The 18,402-nt window shown below is 48.8% G+C and carries 22 protein-coding genes; 13 read left to right on the top strand and 9 right to left on the bottom strand.

Annotation, left to right across the window (positions count from 1 at the left end):
- The first annotated feature begins 75 nt into the window (after positions 1-75).
- Both KNQ14_RS09095 and KNQ14_RS09090 read left to right on the top strand, forming a co-directional pair.
- Positions 76-996 carry an ABC transporter ATP-binding protein gene (locus KNQ14_RS09095; protein WP_214860777.1) on the top strand — a complete coding sequence of 307 codons (921 nt, stop codon included), beginning with the start codon at positions 76-78 and terminating at the stop codon, positions 994-996.
- Positions 989-1,987: an ABC transporter permease gene (locus KNQ14_RS09090; protein WP_214860775.1), complete on the top strand. Its 999-nt coding sequence runs from the start codon at positions 989-991 to the stop codon at positions 1,985-1,987. The genes KNQ14_RS09095 and KNQ14_RS09090 overlap by 8 nt, the downstream gene beginning before the upstream one ends.
- Positions 1,988-2,023: 36 nt before the next feature.
- Here KNQ14_RS09090 and KNQ14_RS09085 read toward each other — a convergent pair whose 3' ends face one another.
- A complete protein-coding gene (locus KNQ14_RS09085; protein WP_023467750.1) occupies positions 2,024-2,551 on the bottom strand; it encodes a P-loop NTPase family protein in 528 nt (175 codons plus the stop codon).
- 506 nt (positions 2,552-3,057) lie between these two features.
- On the opposite strand from KNQ14_RS09085, the gene miaA reads away from it, so the two are divergent.
- Together miaA and hfq are read left to right on the top strand one after the other, a co-directional pair.
- On the top strand, positions 3,058-3,984 hold the full coding sequence (gene miaA, locus KNQ14_RS09080) for a tRNA (adenosine(37)-N6)-dimethylallyltransferase MiaA (RefSeq protein WP_214724560.1): 927 nt from the start codon (positions 3,058-3,060) through the stop codon (positions 3,982-3,984).
- Positions 3,985-4,032: 48 nt separating this feature from the next.
- A complete protein-coding gene (gene hfq / locus KNQ14_RS09075) occupies positions 4,033-4,281 on the top strand; it encodes an RNA chaperone Hfq (protein WP_023467753.1) in 249 nt (82 codons plus the stop codon).
- A 43-nt stretch (positions 4,282-4,324) separates the two neighbouring features.
- On the opposite strand, the gene KNQ14_RS09070 is transcribed toward hfq, so the two are convergent.
- Complete coding sequence (locus tag KNQ14_RS09070; protein ID WP_214860773.1) at positions 4,325-4,717, bottom strand: DUF2283 domain-containing protein; 393 nt, start codon at positions 4,715-4,717, stop codon at positions 4,325-4,327.
- 41 nt (positions 4,718-4,758) lie between these two features.
- Positions 4,759-5,730: a tyrosine-type recombinase/integrase gene (locus tag KNQ14_RS09065; RefSeq protein WP_023467755.1), complete on the bottom strand. Its 972-nt coding sequence runs from the start codon at positions 5,728-5,730 to the stop codon at positions 4,759-4,761.
- A gap of 138 nt (positions 5,731-5,868) precedes the next feature.
- Between KNQ14_RS09065 and hflX the strand changes: the two genes are divergently transcribed.
- The 6 genes from hflX to KNQ14_RS09035 all read left to right on the top strand — a co-directional run bounded on the left by hflX (position 5,869) and on the right by KNQ14_RS09035 (position 10,924).
- Positions 5,869-7,110 carry a GTPase HflX gene (gene hflX, locus KNQ14_RS09060; protein ID WP_214860772.1) on the top strand — a complete coding sequence of 414 codons (1,242 nt, stop codon included), beginning with the start codon at positions 5,869-5,871 and terminating at the stop codon, positions 7,108-7,110.
- 2 nt (positions 7,111-7,112) lie between these two features.
- Complete coding sequence (locus KNQ14_RS09055; RefSeq protein ID WP_214860769.1) at positions 7,113-8,390, top strand: methionine gamma-lyase family protein; 1,278 nt, start codon at positions 7,113-7,115, stop codon at positions 8,388-8,390.
- A gap of 140 nt (positions 8,391-8,530) precedes the next feature.
- Complete coding sequence (locus KNQ14_RS09050) at positions 8,531-8,929, top strand: MerR family transcriptional regulator (protein WP_023467758.1); 399 nt, start codon at positions 8,531-8,533, stop codon at positions 8,927-8,929.
- 45 nt (positions 8,930-8,974) lie between these two features.
- Positions 8,975-10,321: a type I glutamate--ammonia ligase gene (gene glnA / locus KNQ14_RS09045; protein ID WP_023467759.1), complete on the top strand. Its 1,347-nt coding sequence runs from the start codon at positions 8,975-8,977 to the stop codon at positions 10,319-10,321.
- 116 nt (positions 10,322-10,437) lie between these two features.
- Complete coding sequence (locus KNQ14_RS09040; protein ID WP_214860767.1) at positions 10,438-10,668, top strand: (4Fe-4S)-binding protein; 231 nt, start codon at positions 10,438-10,440, stop codon at positions 10,666-10,668.
- Positions 10,649-10,924, top strand: a complete 276-nt coding sequence (locus KNQ14_RS09035) for a GNAT family N-acetyltransferase (protein ID WP_035398130.1) — start codon at positions 10,649-10,651, stop codon at positions 10,922-10,924. Before KNQ14_RS09040 ends, KNQ14_RS09035 begins: the two co-directional genes overlap by 20 nt.
- Positions 10,925-11,236: 312 nt before the next feature.
- On the opposite strand, the gene KNQ14_RS09030 is transcribed toward KNQ14_RS09035, so the two are convergent.
- Both KNQ14_RS09030 and KNQ14_RS09025 read right to left on the bottom strand, forming a co-directional pair.
- A complete protein-coding gene (locus KNQ14_RS09030) occupies positions 11,237-11,563 on the bottom strand; it encodes an AzlD domain-containing protein (protein WP_023467761.1) in 327 nt (108 codons plus the stop codon).
- Complete coding sequence (locus KNQ14_RS09025; RefSeq protein WP_214860765.1) at positions 11,542-12,243, bottom strand: AzlC family ABC transporter permease; 702 nt, start codon at positions 12,241-12,243, stop codon at positions 11,542-11,544. Before KNQ14_RS09025 ends, KNQ14_RS09030 begins: the two co-directional genes overlap by 22 nt.
- 155 nt (positions 12,244-12,398) lie before the next feature.
- On the opposite strand from KNQ14_RS09025, the gene dhaK reads away from it, so the two are divergent.
- From dhaK to dhaM, 3 genes are read left to right on the top strand one after another with little or no spacing between them, the layout of a single operon-like run.
- A complete protein-coding gene (dhaK, locus tag KNQ14_RS09020) occupies positions 12,399-13,367 on the top strand; it encodes a dihydroxyacetone kinase subunit DhaK (RefSeq protein ID WP_214860763.1) in 969 nt (322 codons plus the stop codon).
- A 24-nt stretch (positions 13,368-13,391) separates the two neighbouring features.
- Complete coding sequence (gene dhaL / locus KNQ14_RS09015) at positions 13,392-13,994, top strand: dihydroxyacetone kinase subunit DhaL (RefSeq protein WP_214860762.1); 603 nt, start codon at positions 13,392-13,394, stop codon at positions 13,992-13,994.
- On the top strand, positions 13,987-14,355 hold the full coding sequence (dhaM, locus tag KNQ14_RS09010; RefSeq protein WP_195865422.1) for a dihydroxyacetone kinase phosphoryl donor subunit DhaM: 369 nt from the start codon (positions 13,987-13,989) through the stop codon (positions 14,353-14,355). The genes dhaL and dhaM overlap by 8 nt, the downstream gene beginning before the upstream one ends.
- Before the next feature lie 469 nt (positions 14,356-14,824).
- Here the strand turns inward: dhaM and glpK are convergent, their stop codons facing one another.
- The 4 genes from glpK to lexA form a co-directional block, all read right to left on the bottom strand.
- Positions 14,825-16,327, bottom strand: a complete 1,503-nt coding sequence (glpK, locus tag KNQ14_RS09005; protein ID WP_214860761.1) for a glycerol kinase GlpK — start codon at positions 16,325-16,327, stop codon at positions 14,825-14,827.
- Between the two features lie 43 nt (positions 16,328-16,370).
- A complete protein-coding gene (locus tag KNQ14_RS09000; RefSeq protein ID WP_214860760.1) occupies positions 16,371-17,072 on the bottom strand; it encodes an MIP/aquaporin family protein in 702 nt (233 codons plus the stop codon).
- Between the two features lie 186 nt (positions 17,073-17,258).
- The gene (locus tag KNQ14_RS08995) at positions 17,259-17,729 is read right to left on the bottom strand and encodes a metal-binding protein (protein ID WP_047391185.1); all 471 of its coding nucleotides are present in this window, start codon (positions 17,727-17,729) and stop codon (positions 17,259-17,261) included.
- A gap of 31 nt (positions 17,730-17,760) precedes the next feature.
- Positions 17,761-18,375 carry a transcriptional repressor LexA gene (lexA, locus tag KNQ14_RS08990; protein WP_023467770.1) on the bottom strand — a complete coding sequence of 205 codons (615 nt, stop codon included), beginning with the start codon at positions 18,373-18,375 and terminating at the stop codon, positions 17,761-17,763.
- Positions 18,376-18,402: the final 27 nt, after the last annotated feature.

The following is an 18,402-nucleotide window of genomic DNA, read 5'->3' as shown; positions in this document are numbered from 1 at the left end:
TGTGCGGAAATGAAGTGTTCTGACAAGTCAAATGATTCATTATTCCGCTAGAATAGACAATAAGAGGTGAGAGACGTGAAACCAACAGTGAAATTAGAAGGTGTAACAAAGGTGATCGGAAAAAAGACGATCATTGATAATATCTCGTTTGAGATCCAACCAGGTGAAGTCTTTGGCTTCCTTGGACCGAACGGGGCAGGAAAAACGACGACGATCCGGATGCTCGTCGGCTTGATCAAACCGACGTCCGGTAAAATCACGGTCTGTGACTTCGACGTCCGCAAACAGTTCGTCCAAGCGATGGAGCGGATTGGCTCGATCGTTGAAAATCCAGAGTTGTATAAGTATTTAACGGGTCGCGAAAATCTACAAGTCTTTGCCCGGATGTTACCGAATGTCGATGAGGCTCGGATTCAGGAAGTCATCGATCTCGTCGATTTGACGGCGCGTGTTGATGATCAAGTCCGGACATACTCGCTCGGGATGCGGCAGCGTCTCGGCATCGCACAAGCATTACTCGGACGACCAAGCGTCTTGATTCTCGACGAACCGACGAATGGTCTCGATCCGATGGGGATTCGGGATTTACGTCAATTCATCCGCCGGCTCGTCGAGGAAACGGGACTGTCGGTCCTCGTCTCGAGTCATATCTTGGCTGAGATCGAAATGCTTGCCGATCGAGTTGCAATCATGAGTTATGGCAAAATCGTTCAAGTCGGAACGGTCAAGGAACTGGTCGAGTCGCTCGCACCAGGCGTTGACTGGCGTGTCGATGATGCCTTTAAGACGAATGAGATTTTATCAGCATCCGATTTAGTCCAAGTGTCCGAAGTCGTCGATGCGAATACGGTTCATACTTTGATGGATGCAAGCAAGACACCAGCGCTCAATAAGCAGCTGCTCGAAGCAGGGGTCGAAGTCTGGACGATTGAACGGAAGGTCCAAACGCTCGAAGATCTATTCATCACGTTAACGGGAGGCGATCACATTGCGTAATCCGAACATGATCGGTCTCGTACGAAATGAAGTGACGAAAATTGCTTCGAAACGTCGTTTTGCCGTCGTTGCGATCATTCTCGTCGTTCTTGTCTCGATGTTTACGTACGCACAGTACCGAGACATCCAAGAACAAATCAAAAAGCAGGGAACGCTCGATTGGCGGGTTGAGTTACAACAAGACATCGTCGACACGCAGAACCGTCTTGCTTCTAGCAGTATTCAAGATGAGTTCCGTCAGTTCCTTGAGTTTGACCTCAAACAAAATCAATACTATCTCGATAACGACATCAACCCGAACTATCCGGGAGCCCCGACGTTCATCCGGATCTTCTTCTCGCAAGGATTGACGCTGATCTTACCGCTGTTCATCATCGTCATCATGGCGGATATCGTCAGTGGGGAGCAAAATGATGGAACGATCAAGACGCTCCTGTCGCGACCAGTCCGGCGCTGGAAGATCCTGATGGCGAAATGGTTGACGGTGCTGCTCTATACGTCGATGTTGATGGCATTGACCGTTGCCGTCTGTTACGCGATATCCGGGATCGTCCTCGGCTATGACGGCTGGACCGCACCGATCTTGACCGGTTTCCAAGCCTCACCGAGCGGTACGTTCTCGACCGAGTTGGTGCATACGTTACCGATGTGGGAGTACCTCTTGATGGCAGTCGGTCTAGCGTGGATCGTCACAGCCGTTGTCGGAACGATCGCCTTGATGGTCTCTGTTCTCGTCAAAAACACAGCGACAGGGATCGGGATCATGATGGCAGTCTTGATTTCCGGTACGTTACTGACGACGCTTGGTTCAAGTTGGACGAGCTCGAAATATCTCGTCAACGTCAATTTCGGACTGATCAACTATCTCGATGGACAAGCACCACCAATCGAAGGAATGACGCTTCCGTTCTCACTTGCTGTCCTCGGTTGTTGGACGGTCGCGGCGCTAATCGTTGCGTTTTGGAACTTCACACAAAAAGATATGTATTAAGACGAACGGGTCCACCTATAGAGGGGGACCCGTTTTTCATGGATGAAGCGACAAACGATCGTATGTCTCGATTATTTTTTGATACTGAAGTTGTGTCGATAACGAAGCATCTACTATCAGAATCGGGGAAATCGACTGGTCCATCTGATACTGGTGTTCTGCGAACGTACCGATCATCGATGGATCCGTCGCCGTGTGATACGTCCGGCACCAGTCAAGGAATTCATTGGAGCCTGTAAAATCTGGGTATCGTGCTTTTTCGCGCGCGATGAGACGTTCCATCCGAACCGATTCGTCGAGCGACAGGAAGACAAGCAAGTCCCGATTGATGAAACCATCCGGATGCCAAGCGAAGACAGAGCCGGAGACGATGTAATCGTTGTAAGACATAAGATCTGCTTCATACATGGAAAATCGCTCGGAGACGTCTCGCTTTTCAGTGAACGTCGTATCTGTCCAAAGATAATGGTCGGTATCAATCCAGGGAATCTGTTCAGCTTGTCCGATGAAGGCGCCCAGTGTACTTTTTCCGGTACCTGATCCACCAATGATTTGAATACGCACGACAATCGGCTCCTTTCGAAATAATGTACCGGCACGCAGAACAGGCCCGGGCATGATGCCGGACCTGTCGCTTGGAAGAACGAATTCTCCCTATGTCGCCTCGTGCAAGCACAAGACATGGAATCGAGAGGCAGTGCCTCTAATAGGAAGCCGATGCAGGTCAGCCTCCGCGCTACGTACCAATCGTACTTTTATCATACTGATTCCAAGAATTGGTGTCAAACCTGCTCGAAAGGGTTTATATTCTGTGTAAACCGTCAAAAGAGAGAATAACGATGATTAGAGGAGGAACGACCATGGCAGATTGGGGCATCATGCTGACAGGCGTCGTCATTTGTGGGTGGTGCATCTTTAGTGCCATTTATGACGATTTCATCCGTCGCGTATAAGACGAGCAAGTGGAAGCCGTCCAGAATGGGCGGTTTTTTCATTGATTTTTTTAATCCGAGTAAGTGGCTGTGGTACACTCGAATCAGAATGAAAAGATAGAGAATGGGTGAAGAAAAATGAAGAAACAACCAGTCATCGTCATCGTCGGACCGACGGCAGTCGGAAAAACGAAGACGGGCATTGAACTAGCCAAACGATTAAACGGAGAAGTGTTATCGGGAGACTCCGTCCAAGTCTATCAAGGGATGGACATCGGATCAGCCAAAGTGACGACCGAAGAGATGGAAGGGGTGCCGCACCATCTGCTTGATCTTGTGACACCGGACGACGAGATGAGTGTAGCGCGTTTTCAGACGGTTGCCCGAGCGACGATTGATGAGATCGCAAGTCGGGGCAAGTTACCGATTATCGTCGGTGGAACCGGGCTTTATATCCGGTCGATTTTATATGATTACCAGTTCACTGAGCAGGCGGAAGATCCAGCCTTGCGTGCTGAACTCGAAGCGTACGCGGCGACGCACGGTGCGAATGCATTGCATGACCAGTTGAAGGAACTCGATCCGGTGCGCGCCGAAGCGATTCATCCGAATAATATCCAGCGGGTCGTTCGGGCGATCGAGGTCGCACGGACCGGTCAGACACAAACGACCGGTAGTAAGCCGGCACTTTATGAGAGTCTACTGTTCGTCCTACACATGGAAGACCGGGATCGCTTGTATGACCGGATCGATCAACGAGTAGATATGATGGTCGAAAGTGGGCTTCTTGAGGAAGTGGCGCGTCTGGACGCTGCCGGGTATCGACACACGAAGGCGCTACAAGCGATTGGTTATAAAGAGATGTTACCAGTCCTTGACGGAGCACCACTCGATCCTGCCGTCGATATGCTGAAACGGAACACGCGACGCTTCGCGAAACGTCAATTGACGTGGTTCCGTCACCAATTTGATGGCGTTTGGGTGGATATGGGAAAGTTTTCATTTGAAGAAACGTTCAAAATTATCTATGATAGAACTGTAGAGTTTCTGAAAGCGGTTAAATAAGAGTTGCCCGAAGACAGAAACAGATAAAAAGAGGGGGCACGGGGAATCATGAAAGCGACATACAACATTCAGGACGTCTTTTTAAATCAATTACGGAAAGATGCAGTCCCGACAACGGTTTTCTTAATCAGCGGGTATCAATTACGGGGGCTGATCAAGTCATTCGATAACTTCACGGTCATCTTGGAGTCGGAAGGCAAACAGCAGTTGATCTACAAGCACGCAATCTCGACGTTCGCACCAGCGCGCAACGTGACGTTATATGAGCAAGAAGAGACACAAGAAGTCTCTCGCTAAGTAAAAAAGACGACCGGGGGGTCGTCTTTTTTTGTTGACTTCATTATTTATACGCTGGCTGAACAAGCGTACGAAGAACGTCGACAGGATATCGTTCTAAGTCAAGGATATCAAATCCGATAAATCCGGTATGATCGGATTCAGCGAAGTAGAACGTAACTCCTTGGAGGTGAGACGAACTTTTCGGAATCGTGTTTCGCAATCGGAGCGAGAAACGATCTGTATGTTCTGCGTATAAGAATGCTTGTGAATGGACGGCGCGGATCACGTTCGCTTCTTCATTGAAACATTCAATCCCGACGATGCGTCCCTCTTGATCAACGTCTACGTTGAGGAATTCATTTTCTTCTAGCTCGTCCGTTTCTTCAATCGCGGGAGTAAATGTTTCTGGGAAGAGATATAGATATCCCATTTCTGCTTCTTGATCATAAGTCATTCGAATCGTCATCTATGTCACATCCAAGCCTAATGATTTTTTTACAACAACGGTGTCAGTTCCTCGACCGCCTCTTCATAACGTCGGAGCGAGACATCCTTATAGAGGCATGTCTTCTGCAGACGTTCTTCCTTCGTCATCTCGTCCTGATACGTTTTTAAGATGAAACTGTTGCGTAACATCGACGGTGTCAAGACCCGTTTATTATCGGATCGTTCATTCAACTGACGCATCATCTTCGTGATCATGACAATCGACAGTTGCTTTGGTGCATTTTTGCTGTAAACCCAGCGGAACGTCATTCGAGCAAAGTCGAAGGCGACGAAAAAGGGGTCGGTGCTGTGATAACGGGGACGGACCGGTTCCGGAATCGTCTTCAAGTAACGCAACATGATGTCTTGATCTTCCCGCTCGAGATGGAGCAGGTAACGGTTACCAAGGCGATCGTGGACAGTCATCTCTTGCTGGGCGAAATTAAGGTCATGCATCTTCAAACCAATGATATGATGAACACGTAGACCGTAGCGATAAAACAATCGAAGGATCAGTTCGTTTCGATCGATTAAAAACGGACGTGCCTTCAATTGATGTTCCGTCAAGCCGCGATCGGATTGATTCGTCCGGACCAATTGTTCATATTCCTTGAAGGAAGCGACGTGTTTTGCCGTCAATTCGTGCGTCGGTTGTGCGTATTCAATCAGCTTCGCCTTCGTTTGTCGAATCTGATAATTGACTTGATTGATGACGGTGACGATCCGGGCAACCGTTGCTTGCTGGTAGAGTTTCTCTTCGATTAAGTATTCATTGATGAACGTCTTCCACGTCTCGATCGAAATCGCCTTGAAATCGTCGATCGTCTCGAGTGGTTGGTCGACATCGGTCATGTAGCGATGGACTTCGATTAAATCATAGCGATAGCGGCGGACGGTCGAAAGTTGCCGTCCACTTGTCGTTAGATAAAACAAATAGCGTTCAATGAACTCTGGAAGCGTATACGACTGTTCGCGTGCCATGGTTTTCCTCCCCTTATCGTAATCTTTCTTCCATCATAAACCGAACGGATGTTTCCTGTCCAAAAAAGTTCAGACGAACCGGTGCCTGTGGTATGATAAAGGGCGCAGTACGTCTTTACTCGTGAAAGGAATGATATTATGTCAGAACGCGTCATCGTCGTTGGTTGCCAGCTCCCCGGTGTCCCGGACCATGTCTATGAAGAATCGGTCGCGGAGCTCGAAGCACTCGTAACGACTGCGCATGGTGTCGTCGTCGGTCGTCTGGATCAAAAACGACAAGCGATTGATCGCCGTACGTTCATCGGAAAAGGAAAGGTTGAAGAACTCGTTGCTTTAGCAGACGAACTTGAACCTGATTTAATCATATTCAATGCCGAGGTCACGCCCGGTCAGATGAAGAATATCCGGATCGCCTTGTCGGACCCGGAAGCCATCAAATTGATTGACCGGACGCAGTTGATCCTCGATATCTTCGCTGGCCGAGCCCAGTCACGCGAAGGGAAATTGCAGGTCGAACTGGCACAGATGAGTTATCTCTTACCACGTCTTGCCGGGCAGGGCACACAACTGTCACGTCTTGGTGGCGGAATCGGGACGCGTGGACCAGGTGAATCGAAACTCGAGACGGACCGCCGTCATATCCGGCGTCGGGTCGATGAGATCTCGAAACAACTCGAGACATCCGTCGCGCACCGTGCCCGTTACCGGGAACGTCGCAAAGAGAACCAGACATTCCAAATCGCGCTCGTCGGTTATACGAATGCTGGCAAATCAACGATCTTCAACCGGTTGACACAAGCCGACACATACGAGAAGGATGAGTTGTTCGCGACGCTCGATCCGTTGACACGTCAAGTCGATTTGCCGGAAGGTGGTCAAATTCTCCTGACGGATACGGTCGGTTTCATTCAAGATCTGCCGACGAAGTTGATCGCGGCGTTCCGTTCGACACTCGAGGAAGTGCTGGAAGCCGACTTGATCCTCCATATCGTTGATGCGTCGAGTGAGCATTACTTGAATCAGATGCAGACGACGAACGATGTCCTCGATGAACTCGGTGCCGGTGACATTCCGCAACTCGAAGTCTACAACAAGAAGGATCAATTGAACCGCTTGTTCACAGGTGGAAAACTGCTGATTTCTGCGCTTGACCCGCAGGATATCGAGCGCTTGATCGAAGAGATCGAACGTTCGATCAGCGAAATCCTCGAGTATCTCGAGATTCGCATTCCAGTTGACGGATTTGCCCATTACAATCCGGCGAAGGAAGTCATGATGAATTTGAAGGAATCGTTCGAAGAAGATGGTTCCGTCATTCTAAAAGGTTACTTGCGTAAAGATACGCGTCTATACGCGACATTGAAACAATACGAGGTGTAAACATGTTTTCAGAATTAACCCATTACGAAACGCTCCGTCCGCTCATTGACCGGGCGGAGGAACAGATCGCCCCGTACGTCAAGAAAGCGCAAGAGGTCGCGGAATACAATCAATTCCGCGTCCTCGATGCGTTCCGACGTCACAAGGTCAGTGATTTTCACTTCATGCCGTCAACAGGTTACGGCTACAACGATGAAGGACGCGATACGCTCGAACGGATCTATGCTGATGTCTTCGGTGCGGAAGCCGGTCTTTGTCGTCCGCAAATCATCAGCGGAACCCATGCAATCGGTATCGCGTTGTTCGGTTTGTTATTGCCAGGAGACGAATTGCTTTATATCACAGGAAAACCATACGACACGCTTGAAGAGATCGTCGGAATTCGTGGTGACGGACGCGGTTCATTAAAGGAACTGGGCGTCCAGTATGATGTCGTCGAGATGAAAAACGCCGAGACGATCGACGTACCGGCCGTTCTCGAACGGATCACACTACAGACGAAGGTCGTCGGGATTCAGCGTTCAAAAGGCTATGCGACACGACGCAGTCTGCCGGTCAACGAGATCGGAGAAGCGATTGCTGCCATCAAAGCCGTTCATCCGCACGTACTGATCTTCGTCGATAACTGCTACGGTGAGTTCGTCGAGACGATCGAACCGACACACGTCGGAGCGGACTTGATGGCAGGATCGTTGATTAAGAACCCGGGTGGTGGACTTGCGAAGACTGGCGGTTATCTCGTCGGTCGGACTGATCTGATTGAACGAGCGTCATTCCGGATGACGACACCAGGAATTGGCGCCGAAGCCGGTCCATCGTTATCCGCACTTCCGGATATGTACCAAGGCTTCTATATGGCACCACATACGGTGAGCCAAGCGTTGATGGGCGCGATGTTCACGTCGAGCATGCTTGGTCAGTTTGGCTTTGACACGGCACCTCATCATACGGCAGAGCGGACGGATTTGATTCAATCGGTCTCGTTCCATGCGCCAGAGCCGATGATTGCCTTCTGTCAGGCGATTCAAGCCGCTTCACCCGTCAATGCACATGCGTTACCGATTCCGGATTATATGCCGGGCTATGCGGACGATGTCATCATGGCAGCAGGAACATTCGTACAAGGATCATCGATCGAGTTATCAGCGGATGGTCCGATCCGTGCGCCCTATACCGCATACGTCCAAGGTGGTTTGACGTATAGCCACGTCAAGATTGCCATCATCTCAGCCATCAATCACTTGATGGAAAAACAATTAATTCCAGAAAAAAACGTTTAATACTAGAATATCTCGTGAAAAGACCTCTGAACGACTTCATGTAAAGTGATTAAAAAAGTTGTGTTAACTTTTCTTACATCGCTTGACAAGTTGCCTGACAGAGGTTTATTCTCATGGAGTAAGGAAAAAGGAGGAACCACATGGCAGACTCATCACGCCAGTCCAAGCCACTATTTCCCATCGGAGTCGTTCAAGAGTTGACCGCGTTATCTGCCCGCCAGATCCGATACTACGAAGAACAAGGACTGATCAAACCGGAGCGGACAGAGACGAAGCGTCGCCTCTATTCGTTCAACGATGTCGATCGTCTGTTGTCGATCAAGGAATACCTGGATCAGGGACTGAATATCGCAGGGATCAAATTGATTTTTGAAAACGATCTTGTCAAACGCGAACGCGTTGCGGAGAGCGTCGTCGAGACGCGCCCGGAACTATCTGACGGCGAATTGTATAAACTCCTGAAAAATGAATTGAAGGAAGCAGGACGACATGGAAAGACGTCGCTCATCCAAGGTGAGCTCGGGCGTTTCTTCAAGTAAGGACCTGTAACCATATAAAAACGAATCGGAGAGGGGATTTGTCACATGACACGTCGCAACATTACACGAGAAGACATTTTGAAAATCGCTAAAGCTGAGGATGTACGCTTCATTCGCTTACAGTTCACAGATATCCTCGGAACGATCAAGAACGTTGAGATTCCAGTAAGCCAATTGGAAAAAGCACTTGATAACAAAATGATGTTCGATGGTTCATCGATCGAAGGATTCGTCCGGATCGAAGAATCAGATATGTATCTCTTCCCAGACTTGAACACATGGGTCGTCTTCCCATGGACAGAAGATGGAACAGGGAAAGTTGCACGTTTAATCTGTGACATCCACAATCCGGATGGCACGCCGTTCGCAGGAGACCCACGTGGTCAGCTCAAACGGGTACTTAAAGAGATGGAAGAGCTCGGTTTCTCATCATTCAACGTTGGACCAGAGCCAGAATTCTTCCTCTTCAAGAAAGATGAAAAAGGTCGTCCGACACTTGAATTGAACGACCAAGGTGGATACTTCGACCTCGCACCAGTCGACCTCGGTGAAAACTGCCGTAAAGAGATCGTCATCGAGCTCGAGAACATGGGCTTTGAAATCGAAGCATCACACCACGAAGTTGCTCCAGGTCAACACGAAATCGACTTCAAATATGCGGATGCAATCACGACAGCGGATAACATCCAAACGTTCAAACTCGTCGTCAAGACGATTGCTGCGAAGCACAACTTGCACGCGACATTCATGCCAAAACCACTCTTCGGTGTCAACGGATCAGGCATGCACGCGAACATGTCGCTCTTCAAAGGCAACGAGAACGTCTTCTTCGATGAAGGCAACGAAGACATGCAATTGTCGGATGATGCACGTGCTTTCACGGCAGGTATCCTCAAACACGCTCGTGCGTTCACAGCGGTTTGTAACCCGACAGTCAACTCATACAAACGTCTTGTTCCTGGCTACGAAGCACCTTGCTACGTCGCATGGTCAGCGCGTAACCGTTCACCACTCGTCCGTGTTCCTGCAGCACGTGGACTCTCGACTCGGATCGAAGTTCGTTCAGTCGATCCAGCAGCGAACCCGTACCTTGCGCTTGCGACATTGCTCGCTTCAGGTCTTGATGGAATCAAGAACAACTTGAAAGCACCGGCTCCAATCGACCGCAACATCTACGTCATGGACAAACCGGAACGCGTTGCAAACGGAATTGATGATCTTCCATCAACACTCAGCCACGCACTCGAAGTCTTGAAAGCGGATGACGTCGTCATGCACGCTCTCGGCGATCACATCGCAGAGCACTTCGTTGAATTGAAAGAAATCGAATGGGATATGTTCCGGACGCAAGTCACGGAATGGGAACGCGATCAGTACATGGTCTTGTTCTAATCCAACTCAAGCACTTTCGGACTTCTGTCCGGAAGTGCTTTTTTCATAGCGCAGACAGGGATTGAGTCAAGGATGTGGAAAGATACAAGAGTACAAAGAAAGGGAGACGATACATCATGAAAAAAGGATATGAAGGCAAAGAGATCACGGTCTATTTTGATTCGGAAGTCTGCATTCACTCTGGTCATTGTGTACAAAGTCTACCAACTGTCTTTGATGTCAAGCGGCGTCCGTGGATTGAAGCGGACGGGGCACCAGTGGACGATGTCATGCGGGTCGTCGACGGTTGTCCGAGCGGCGCCTTATCTTACGAACGGAGGGAAGCAAATGGAGCTGAAACGAGCTGAACGTAAAATCGAAGCCCATCAGGAAGGGGAAGTGATTGGGGAAATCACTTACAGCGATACGAACAACGGCATGTGGATCATTGATCACACATACGTCGATCCCGCGCACCGCAATCAACAGATCGGGGAACAACTCGTTGCCGAGATCGTCAACTGGGCACGAGAAGCAAATGTCAAGCTGTTACCGTTATGTCCGTTTGCGAAAAAAGAGTTTGAACATCAATCCGATTATCAGGACGTACAAGCAAATACGTGAACACAAAAATCTCCTCTAGTCTCTCAAGACCAGAGGAGATTTTTTCGAGTCATTGTTTATGATCCCTAACTTTCATTTTGCGAGAAACCATCAGCGTGCCGAAATAGGCGATGACGTACAACACAATCAATCCTTGTTTTAGCAGATAAGGCAGATCCATTTGACTCGCGATTATAAAAATGACGCACAGCAATATCAAATAGGGTATGAACTGCTTATTTGGCATATCAGGACCCTCTTCACTATCCATTTATTTCTATTATAAGGATAACACAAGAGTACATCGAAATAGGCTAAAGATGAATGACTTGCTTATAGATACAATCGTAGAAACGCCATCGTGACAACACCAGTCACGACCGTCCAGGATAAACTTTTACTGAAAATCGCGACCGCCATGGTCGGGAGGGCGGCGAAGACATGAAGCGTCGAAACCGTCGGAAACGCCTCATCTTGAGCGATGAGAAGATTTTGAAAGAAAAGGGCACCGAGCAGGCAGACCGGAATGAACGAGAGCCATTCTGTTACGAGGCGCGGTAACGTCAGTCCATGAAGGACGAGAAACGGTAAGACGCGTGGAATCCATGTGACGAGTCCACAAGCTAAAAAAAGAGCAATTAATTCCGGGCGGATTTCCATCGTGTGATCACGACTCCTATACTTGCACCACCGAGCGTCGCGCAAAGAACGGCGACTTCTGGAGAAAAGTAGCGCATGGTTATGTAAAGCAATAGTAAGACAATCAGTAAAAGGCAACTATTCACGGCAATACGGGAACGTTCCCCTTCAAACTGTAAGTACAATAAGCCGATGAACATCGCTGTCAGGGCAAAATCGAGACCGAAGCGCTCGGGATCAGGAAACCAGCTACCGACAAGTGCACCGAGAACGGTTGCGATAATCCAGCTGAGATACGCGGTCAGATTTAAGCCATGCATGAATGACGGAGCGAGCTTCCCTTTTTGGGCAGTGTTCATCGCGACAGCGAACGACTCATCCGTTAGTAGCGTTCCGGTACCGAGGCGGTCGCGGAGGTGACGTGTCTCGACATGCGGAGCGAGCGTCAGACTCATTAACAAGTGCCTGAGATTGACGATGAACGTCGTCAGAATGATGGCAGAAGCAGGACTATTTAAGAGTAAAAGACTCGTGATGATGAACTGGGCGGCGCCGGCATAGATGAAGACGGACATGAATCCGACTTCGAGAGGGGATAAGCCAGAGGCACGACCGACGATCCCGGCTGAGAAGCCGATGCCGATATATCCGAGGACGGTAGGTAGACAGGCACGGACACCTGTTTGAAAGGCTGATGACATTCGATTCCTCCTCTTTTTAAAGAGCATAGCATTCGTATGGAATATCGTCACCAACTGGTCAATATTTTCATCGTTTTTTTCGACATACTCGGCTTGATTTAGTGGTAAAGAGTAAGTGGTACGGCAAAAAACAGATTGGTAAAGGAGCGTTTTTCATGCACAAATTAATGAAAGATTCAAACCGGTTCGTTTCAGACATGGTCGACGGACTCGTACTAGCTCACCCTGATTTGTATAAGAAGGTCGAAGGTGTTAATGTCGTCGCACGGAAAGTACCGCTCGATGGAAAAGTCGGTCTTGTCTCTGGTGGAGGAAGTGGTCATGAACCCGCACATGCTGGATTCGTTGGGGACGGTATGCTTACTGCGGCTGTCTGTGGGGAAGTCTTCACGTCACCGACACCGGACATGGTGCTTGAAGGCATCAAGGCAGCCCATGGTGGAAAAGGTGTGTTACTCGTCGTCAAGAACTACTCGGGTGACGTCATGAACTTCGATATGGCAAAGGAACTCGCTGAACTCGAGGACATCGAAGTCGACACGGTCATCGTCAATGATGACATTGCTATCAAAAAAGAGGAAGACCGTCGTGGTGTCGCGGGAACCGTCTTCGTCCATAAGATTGCTGGTGCTGCAGCTGCAGATGGAAAATCACTGAGTGAAGTCAAGGCAGTCGCAGAAAAAGTCATCCAGGGCGTTCGGTCGATCGGAATGGCACTCTCGCCATGTTACATGCCGGAGAGTGGCAAGCCAGGTTTTGAGTTGCATGATGACGAGATGGAAATCGGAATCGGGATCCACGGTGAAAAAGGACTTGAACGAAAAGCGGTCGCTTCCGTTGATGCGATCGTTAAAGAGTTGCTCGATCGTCTGACGAAAGAGGTACCAGACAAAAAAGTCGCCGTCATGGTGAATGGGATGGGTGGAACACCAGAATCCGAACTGTATATCACGTATAAATACGTTGCGGAAGAACTTCAGGCGCATGGGTACGAGATTGCCCGTTCGTTCGTCGGAAACTATATGACCTCGCTCGAGATGCACGGATTCTCAATCACGCTCTTACCAGTGGATGATGAACTGCTTGGTTATCTCGATGCAGAAACGAAAGCGATTGGATTCTAATTCAGATAAACGGGGTGTACAAAGATGAAGTTGACGACGGAACAGTTACGAAGCGCGCTCATCAAAGCAGCGGAACAGATCGAACAGCATAAGGATGAATTGACGGACCTTGACCGGGAAATTGGTGATGGAGATCATGGAATTAACATGTCGCGTGGCTTCCAAGCAGTCCAGAAGACGCTAGAAGAACACGGCGAATATGAGGATTTAGGAGCTTTATCGAAAGAAGTCGGGATGACGCTGATCAAGACGGTCGGTGGAGCATCCGGTCCTTTGTACGGGACTGCATTCGTTAAGTTCGCCGGTGCATTCAAAGGGAAAACAGAAGTCGAAGGTGCGGATCTTGCAGACGCTTTCCGCGAAGCGACGGAAGGGATCAAATCGCGTGGGAAATCGGAATTCGGTCAAAAGACGATGGTCGATATCTGGACACCGTTCCAAGAAGCGCTCTCGCAAGAAGGGGACTTGAAAGCGGCAATCGATCAAGCACTTGCTGATACGAAAGCGCGTATCGCAACGAAAGGGCGCGCGTCCTACTTCGGTGAAGCGACGGAAGGCGTACAGGACCCAGGTAGTTTATCGAGTGCTTTGCTACTCAGCGAAATTGCGGAGGTGCTTCATGGTTAATCTTGTACTTGTTTCTCATAGTGAAAAACTCGCGGCTGGTCTGAAAGAACTGTTAGCAGAGATGGCACCGGATACGCCAGTCTTAGTAGCAGCCGGTCTTGAAGATGGTAGCATCGGAACGGACGCGACGCGCATCGAAGAAACACTAAATACACTAGACGACGATGGAGTCGTCTTAACGGATATCGGCTCTGCGACGATGAATACGGAACTGGCCCTTGAACTATATAGTGGCGAACGGACGGTTCGGTTTATCGACGCACCACTCGTCGAAGGCGCGTTTTTAGCGGCTGTTCTTAGCGGACAGTCGAAATCTGTTGATGAGATTGAAGACGGATTGAAAAAAGAGTTCGGTAAATAATTGGTGAAGCCCTCGATACTGAAGACAAAGTGCAATTGTTCTCTAACGAGAAGGATTGCGCTTTTTTGTTCGCTTCGAATCGTTTTCCTGGGACAAGCATCGCGCCGCTTCGCTTCGCTGCAGGGTCGCTCTTGCTTGCTTTTCCCTAGGAAGCGATGTCGAGTGAACAAAACGCTTCTCTAATCTTTCTTCCGAGTATAAAAAAAGATGCGTCACACGCCACTCCTACAGGAACAAGCGCATATTTACGCTGTCAGAGACAAATAAGACCCGCTTTCCTGCTTGAATGAAGCAGGAAAACTGGCTGGTGTCTCGCCTGAGGAAAGGGCGTGAAAAAACGCATCATTTTTTGGAGTCAGCCCTTTTGTCTACAGTCTGAGCTCTCTTTGCAATAAAGCGAAGAATGGTTTTTTGTATTATTGGATATCAAAAACCCGGTCCCTCTGCAAAAAGAACCGGGTCAATTGTTTTATTTTGATGGTTTGAAGACCATTGTCGCTTCAACTGCTTTTTGCCATCCAGCATAGCGTTGCTCACGATCGTCTTCTTTCATCTCTGGTTTGAACTGGTGATCTAGCTTCCATTGTTGTTTGATTTCCGCTTTATCTTTCCAGTAACCAACAGCTAATCCAGCAAGGTAGGCTGCACCGAGTGCTGTCGTTTCGTTAATTTCTGGACGATCGACAGGAACGCCGAGGATGTCCGATTGGAACTGCATCAAGAAGTTGTTCGCTACTGCACCACCGTCGACACGAAGTGTCTTCAGTTCGATACCAGAATCTTGTTCCATCGCTGTCAACACATCGCGTGTTTGATAAGCGAGTGATTCAAGCGTTGCACGAACGAAGTGTTCCTTATCTGTTCCGCGTGTTAATCCGAAGATTGCCCCGCGTACATCTGAATCCCAGTATGGCGCACCAAGACCAACGAAGGCAGGAACGACATAAACACCGTCTGTTGAGTCGACTTTCGTTGCGTAACCTTCTGAATCTTTCGCATTTTTCAGCATCCGGAGTCCATCACGGAGCCACTGGATCGCAGAACCAGCGACGAAGATAGAACCTTCCAGCGCATATTCCACTTTTCCATCGACGCCCCAAGCGATCGTCGTCAAGAGTCCATGATCAGAAGAAACGGCTTTCTCGCCTGTGTTCATGAGCATGAAGCAACCTGTTCCGTATGTGTTTTTCCCTTCACCCGCTTCGAAGCACGTTTGACCGAAGAGTGCTGCTTGTTGGTCACCCGCAATACCAGCGATTGGCACTTCGTAACCGAAGAAGTGATACGGTACCGTTTTGTCGTAGACTTCACTCGACTGACGAACTTCTGGCAACATCGAAGCAGGAACACCGAGGATATCGAGTAACTCTTCATCCCATTTTTGTTCGTAGATGTTATACATCAATGTTCGTGAAGCGTTCGTGTAGTCCGTGATGTGCGTTTTTCCACCAGACAGTTTCCAAACGAGCCACGTATCGATCGTACCGAAGAGCAATTCACCGTTCTCTGCTTGCTCACGCGCACCTTCGACATTATCGAGGATCCATTTGACTTTCGTTCCAGAGAAGTAGGCATCAATCAGAAGTCCTGTTTTATCGCGGAACTTCTGGTTCAAACCTTGTTCTTTTAAATCGTCACAGATACCAGATGTTTGACGTGATTGCCAAACGAGCGCGTGATAAACGGGTTTGCCTGTTTCCTTGTTCCAGACGACAGTCGTTTCACGTTGGTTCGTGATGCCGATTCCGGCGATTTGCTCAGGTTTGATATCTGCTGTTCCGAGTGCTTCGGCCATGACAGCAAGAATCGAACCCCAGATTTCGTTTGCATCATGCTCGACCCAGCCTGGTTGTGGGAAGTACTGCTTGAATTCCCGTTGTGCCGAGTTGACGATTTTCCCATCGTGATCGAAGATGATCGCACGTGAGCTTGTCGTACCTTGGTCGAGTGCTAGGATATACTTGTTTTCCATTTCGAAATCCCCCTTGAGCGGTATGTGTTAGTGAGACGTGATCTTAGTAGATCAATTGATAGATGAACACGGCAAGCGCTCCACCGATGATCGGACCGACGACAGGAATCCATGAATAGCCCCAGTCAGATGAACCTTTATTCGGAATCGGTAGGATAGCGTGCGCGATACGCGGTCCAAGGTCACGAGCCGGATTGATGGCATACCCTGTTGTACCACCGAGCGAGAGACCGATGACGACGACGAGTAAACCGACGATGAGTGGTTTTAAGCCATCTCCGAACGTTGTTAAACCAAGTGCCAAGATACCGAAGACGAGAACAAATGTCCCGATGATCTCAGAAATCAAGTTCGACGGCGTATGACGAATCGCTGGACCTGTTGCGAACACACCGAGTTTTGCAGCTTGATCATCAGTCGCTTCAAAATGTTTCATGTAATGAAGCCAAACGAGAATGGCGCCGATGAAAGCTCCGACAAGTTGTCCGGCAATGTAGATCGGAACGTCTGCCCACGGTAGGTCAGAGTTCAAAGCAAGTGCGATTGTCAATGCGGGGTTCAAGTGTGCTCCACTTTCAGCAGCGACGAATGCTGCTGTCATGACGGCAAGACCCCAAGCGAATGTGATGACGATCCATCCGCTGTTTTCCGATTTCGTCTTTTTCAAGACGACACCGGCGACGACCCCATCCCCGAGCAGGATGAGAATCATCGTACCGATCATTTCTAGTACAAAGTTATTCATGCAAAAAACCTCCCTTTGGATTAAAGCAGATAATGGCCTTTCTACTTTAAATTACTCCGAATTGAGAACGTTTTCAATACATATAATTGAAATATAGGAATGGAAATTTTTTATTTTGATGTTTAAAGATACGAAAAAGTGGATAAGAAAACACCTCTTCCTGCCTGCGAACAAGCAAAAGAGGTGTTACCGACGACGTTTTTTTCTTTTTTTAGGTCGAAACCAACTGCTGGAATAATCTAGTAGGATATGAATCGTACTCGCCACCATGATACCGACGACGAATGCAGGCAGGGAAGCGAACCACGAATCAATCGTAGCAGAATCAAGAACCTGAAAATATAGACTTAAAAATAGTAGGGGAATCAGAATCGCAGCACTATAAAGAAGCCGGATGATATCTCCGATGATCAGTCCATGCGACCAGATCGAGCGGTGGGGCATGATTTTGACGTACGGCATCCAAAGGACTCGAAATGGTCCAAAGCGATAATACGGTTCTGACTTTAAATCGAGGTCGGGTGACAACCAAAGCGTACCGACAGCGATACCGATGGCGGTTGGTAACCAATCGGTTTGTTGCGTTGCGACCGAATACGCAACGTAACCCGTCAGTGCGACGGTATTGACGGTATCATGTACATTTCCTGAAGGCATGAAAAAAGACCAGTCGTAACTGGTCCCTCCGTCAATGAATCGTCCGATACACGCCGATTACCTTACCAAGAATGGAGACATTATCGAAATACATCGGATCCATCGAGTCATTTTCTGGTTGTAGACGTACCTGTTGATCTTCTAAGAAGAACCGTTTCACCGTCGCTTCGCTATCTTCGGTCATAGCTACGACGATTTCTCCGTTTTCTGCTGTGTTTTGCTGGCGCACGATGACACGATCGCCGTCAAGAATACCTGCGTTAATCATCGATTCACCATCGATCGTCAACATGAAGACCGTCTCATTTCCTACATAATGTGCAGGGAGCGGGAACTGTTCTTCGATGTTTTCAATCGCTGTAATCGGAAGACCCGCTGTGACTTTCCCGATGACGGGAACATGGACGATGGCTTCCGTGATTTCTTCAGGCTTATCAAGCAATATCTCAATCGCACGTGGTTTCGTCGGGTCACGGCGAATCATTCCCCGTTTCTCGAGTCGATCCAAATGACCGTGTACCGTCGAGCTAGACGCGAGTCCGACTGCTTCTCCGATTTCACGAACTGATGGTGGATACCCCTTCAGTTTCACTTCAGAGACGATGTAGTCGAGAATCTCTTGTTGGCGCTTAGACATTTTCCGCATACGAATTGCCACCTCTTTCTGGATTGA

Source organism: Exiguobacterium sp. s161 (assembly GCF_018619045.1).
Taxonomy (GTDB): domain Bacteria; phylum Bacillota; class Bacilli; order Exiguobacteriales; family Exiguobacteriaceae; genus Exiguobacterium_A; species Exiguobacterium_A indicum.
Note: the sequence above shows the minus strand (reverse complement) of the source record. Positions and strands in the feature narration are given on the sequence as shown.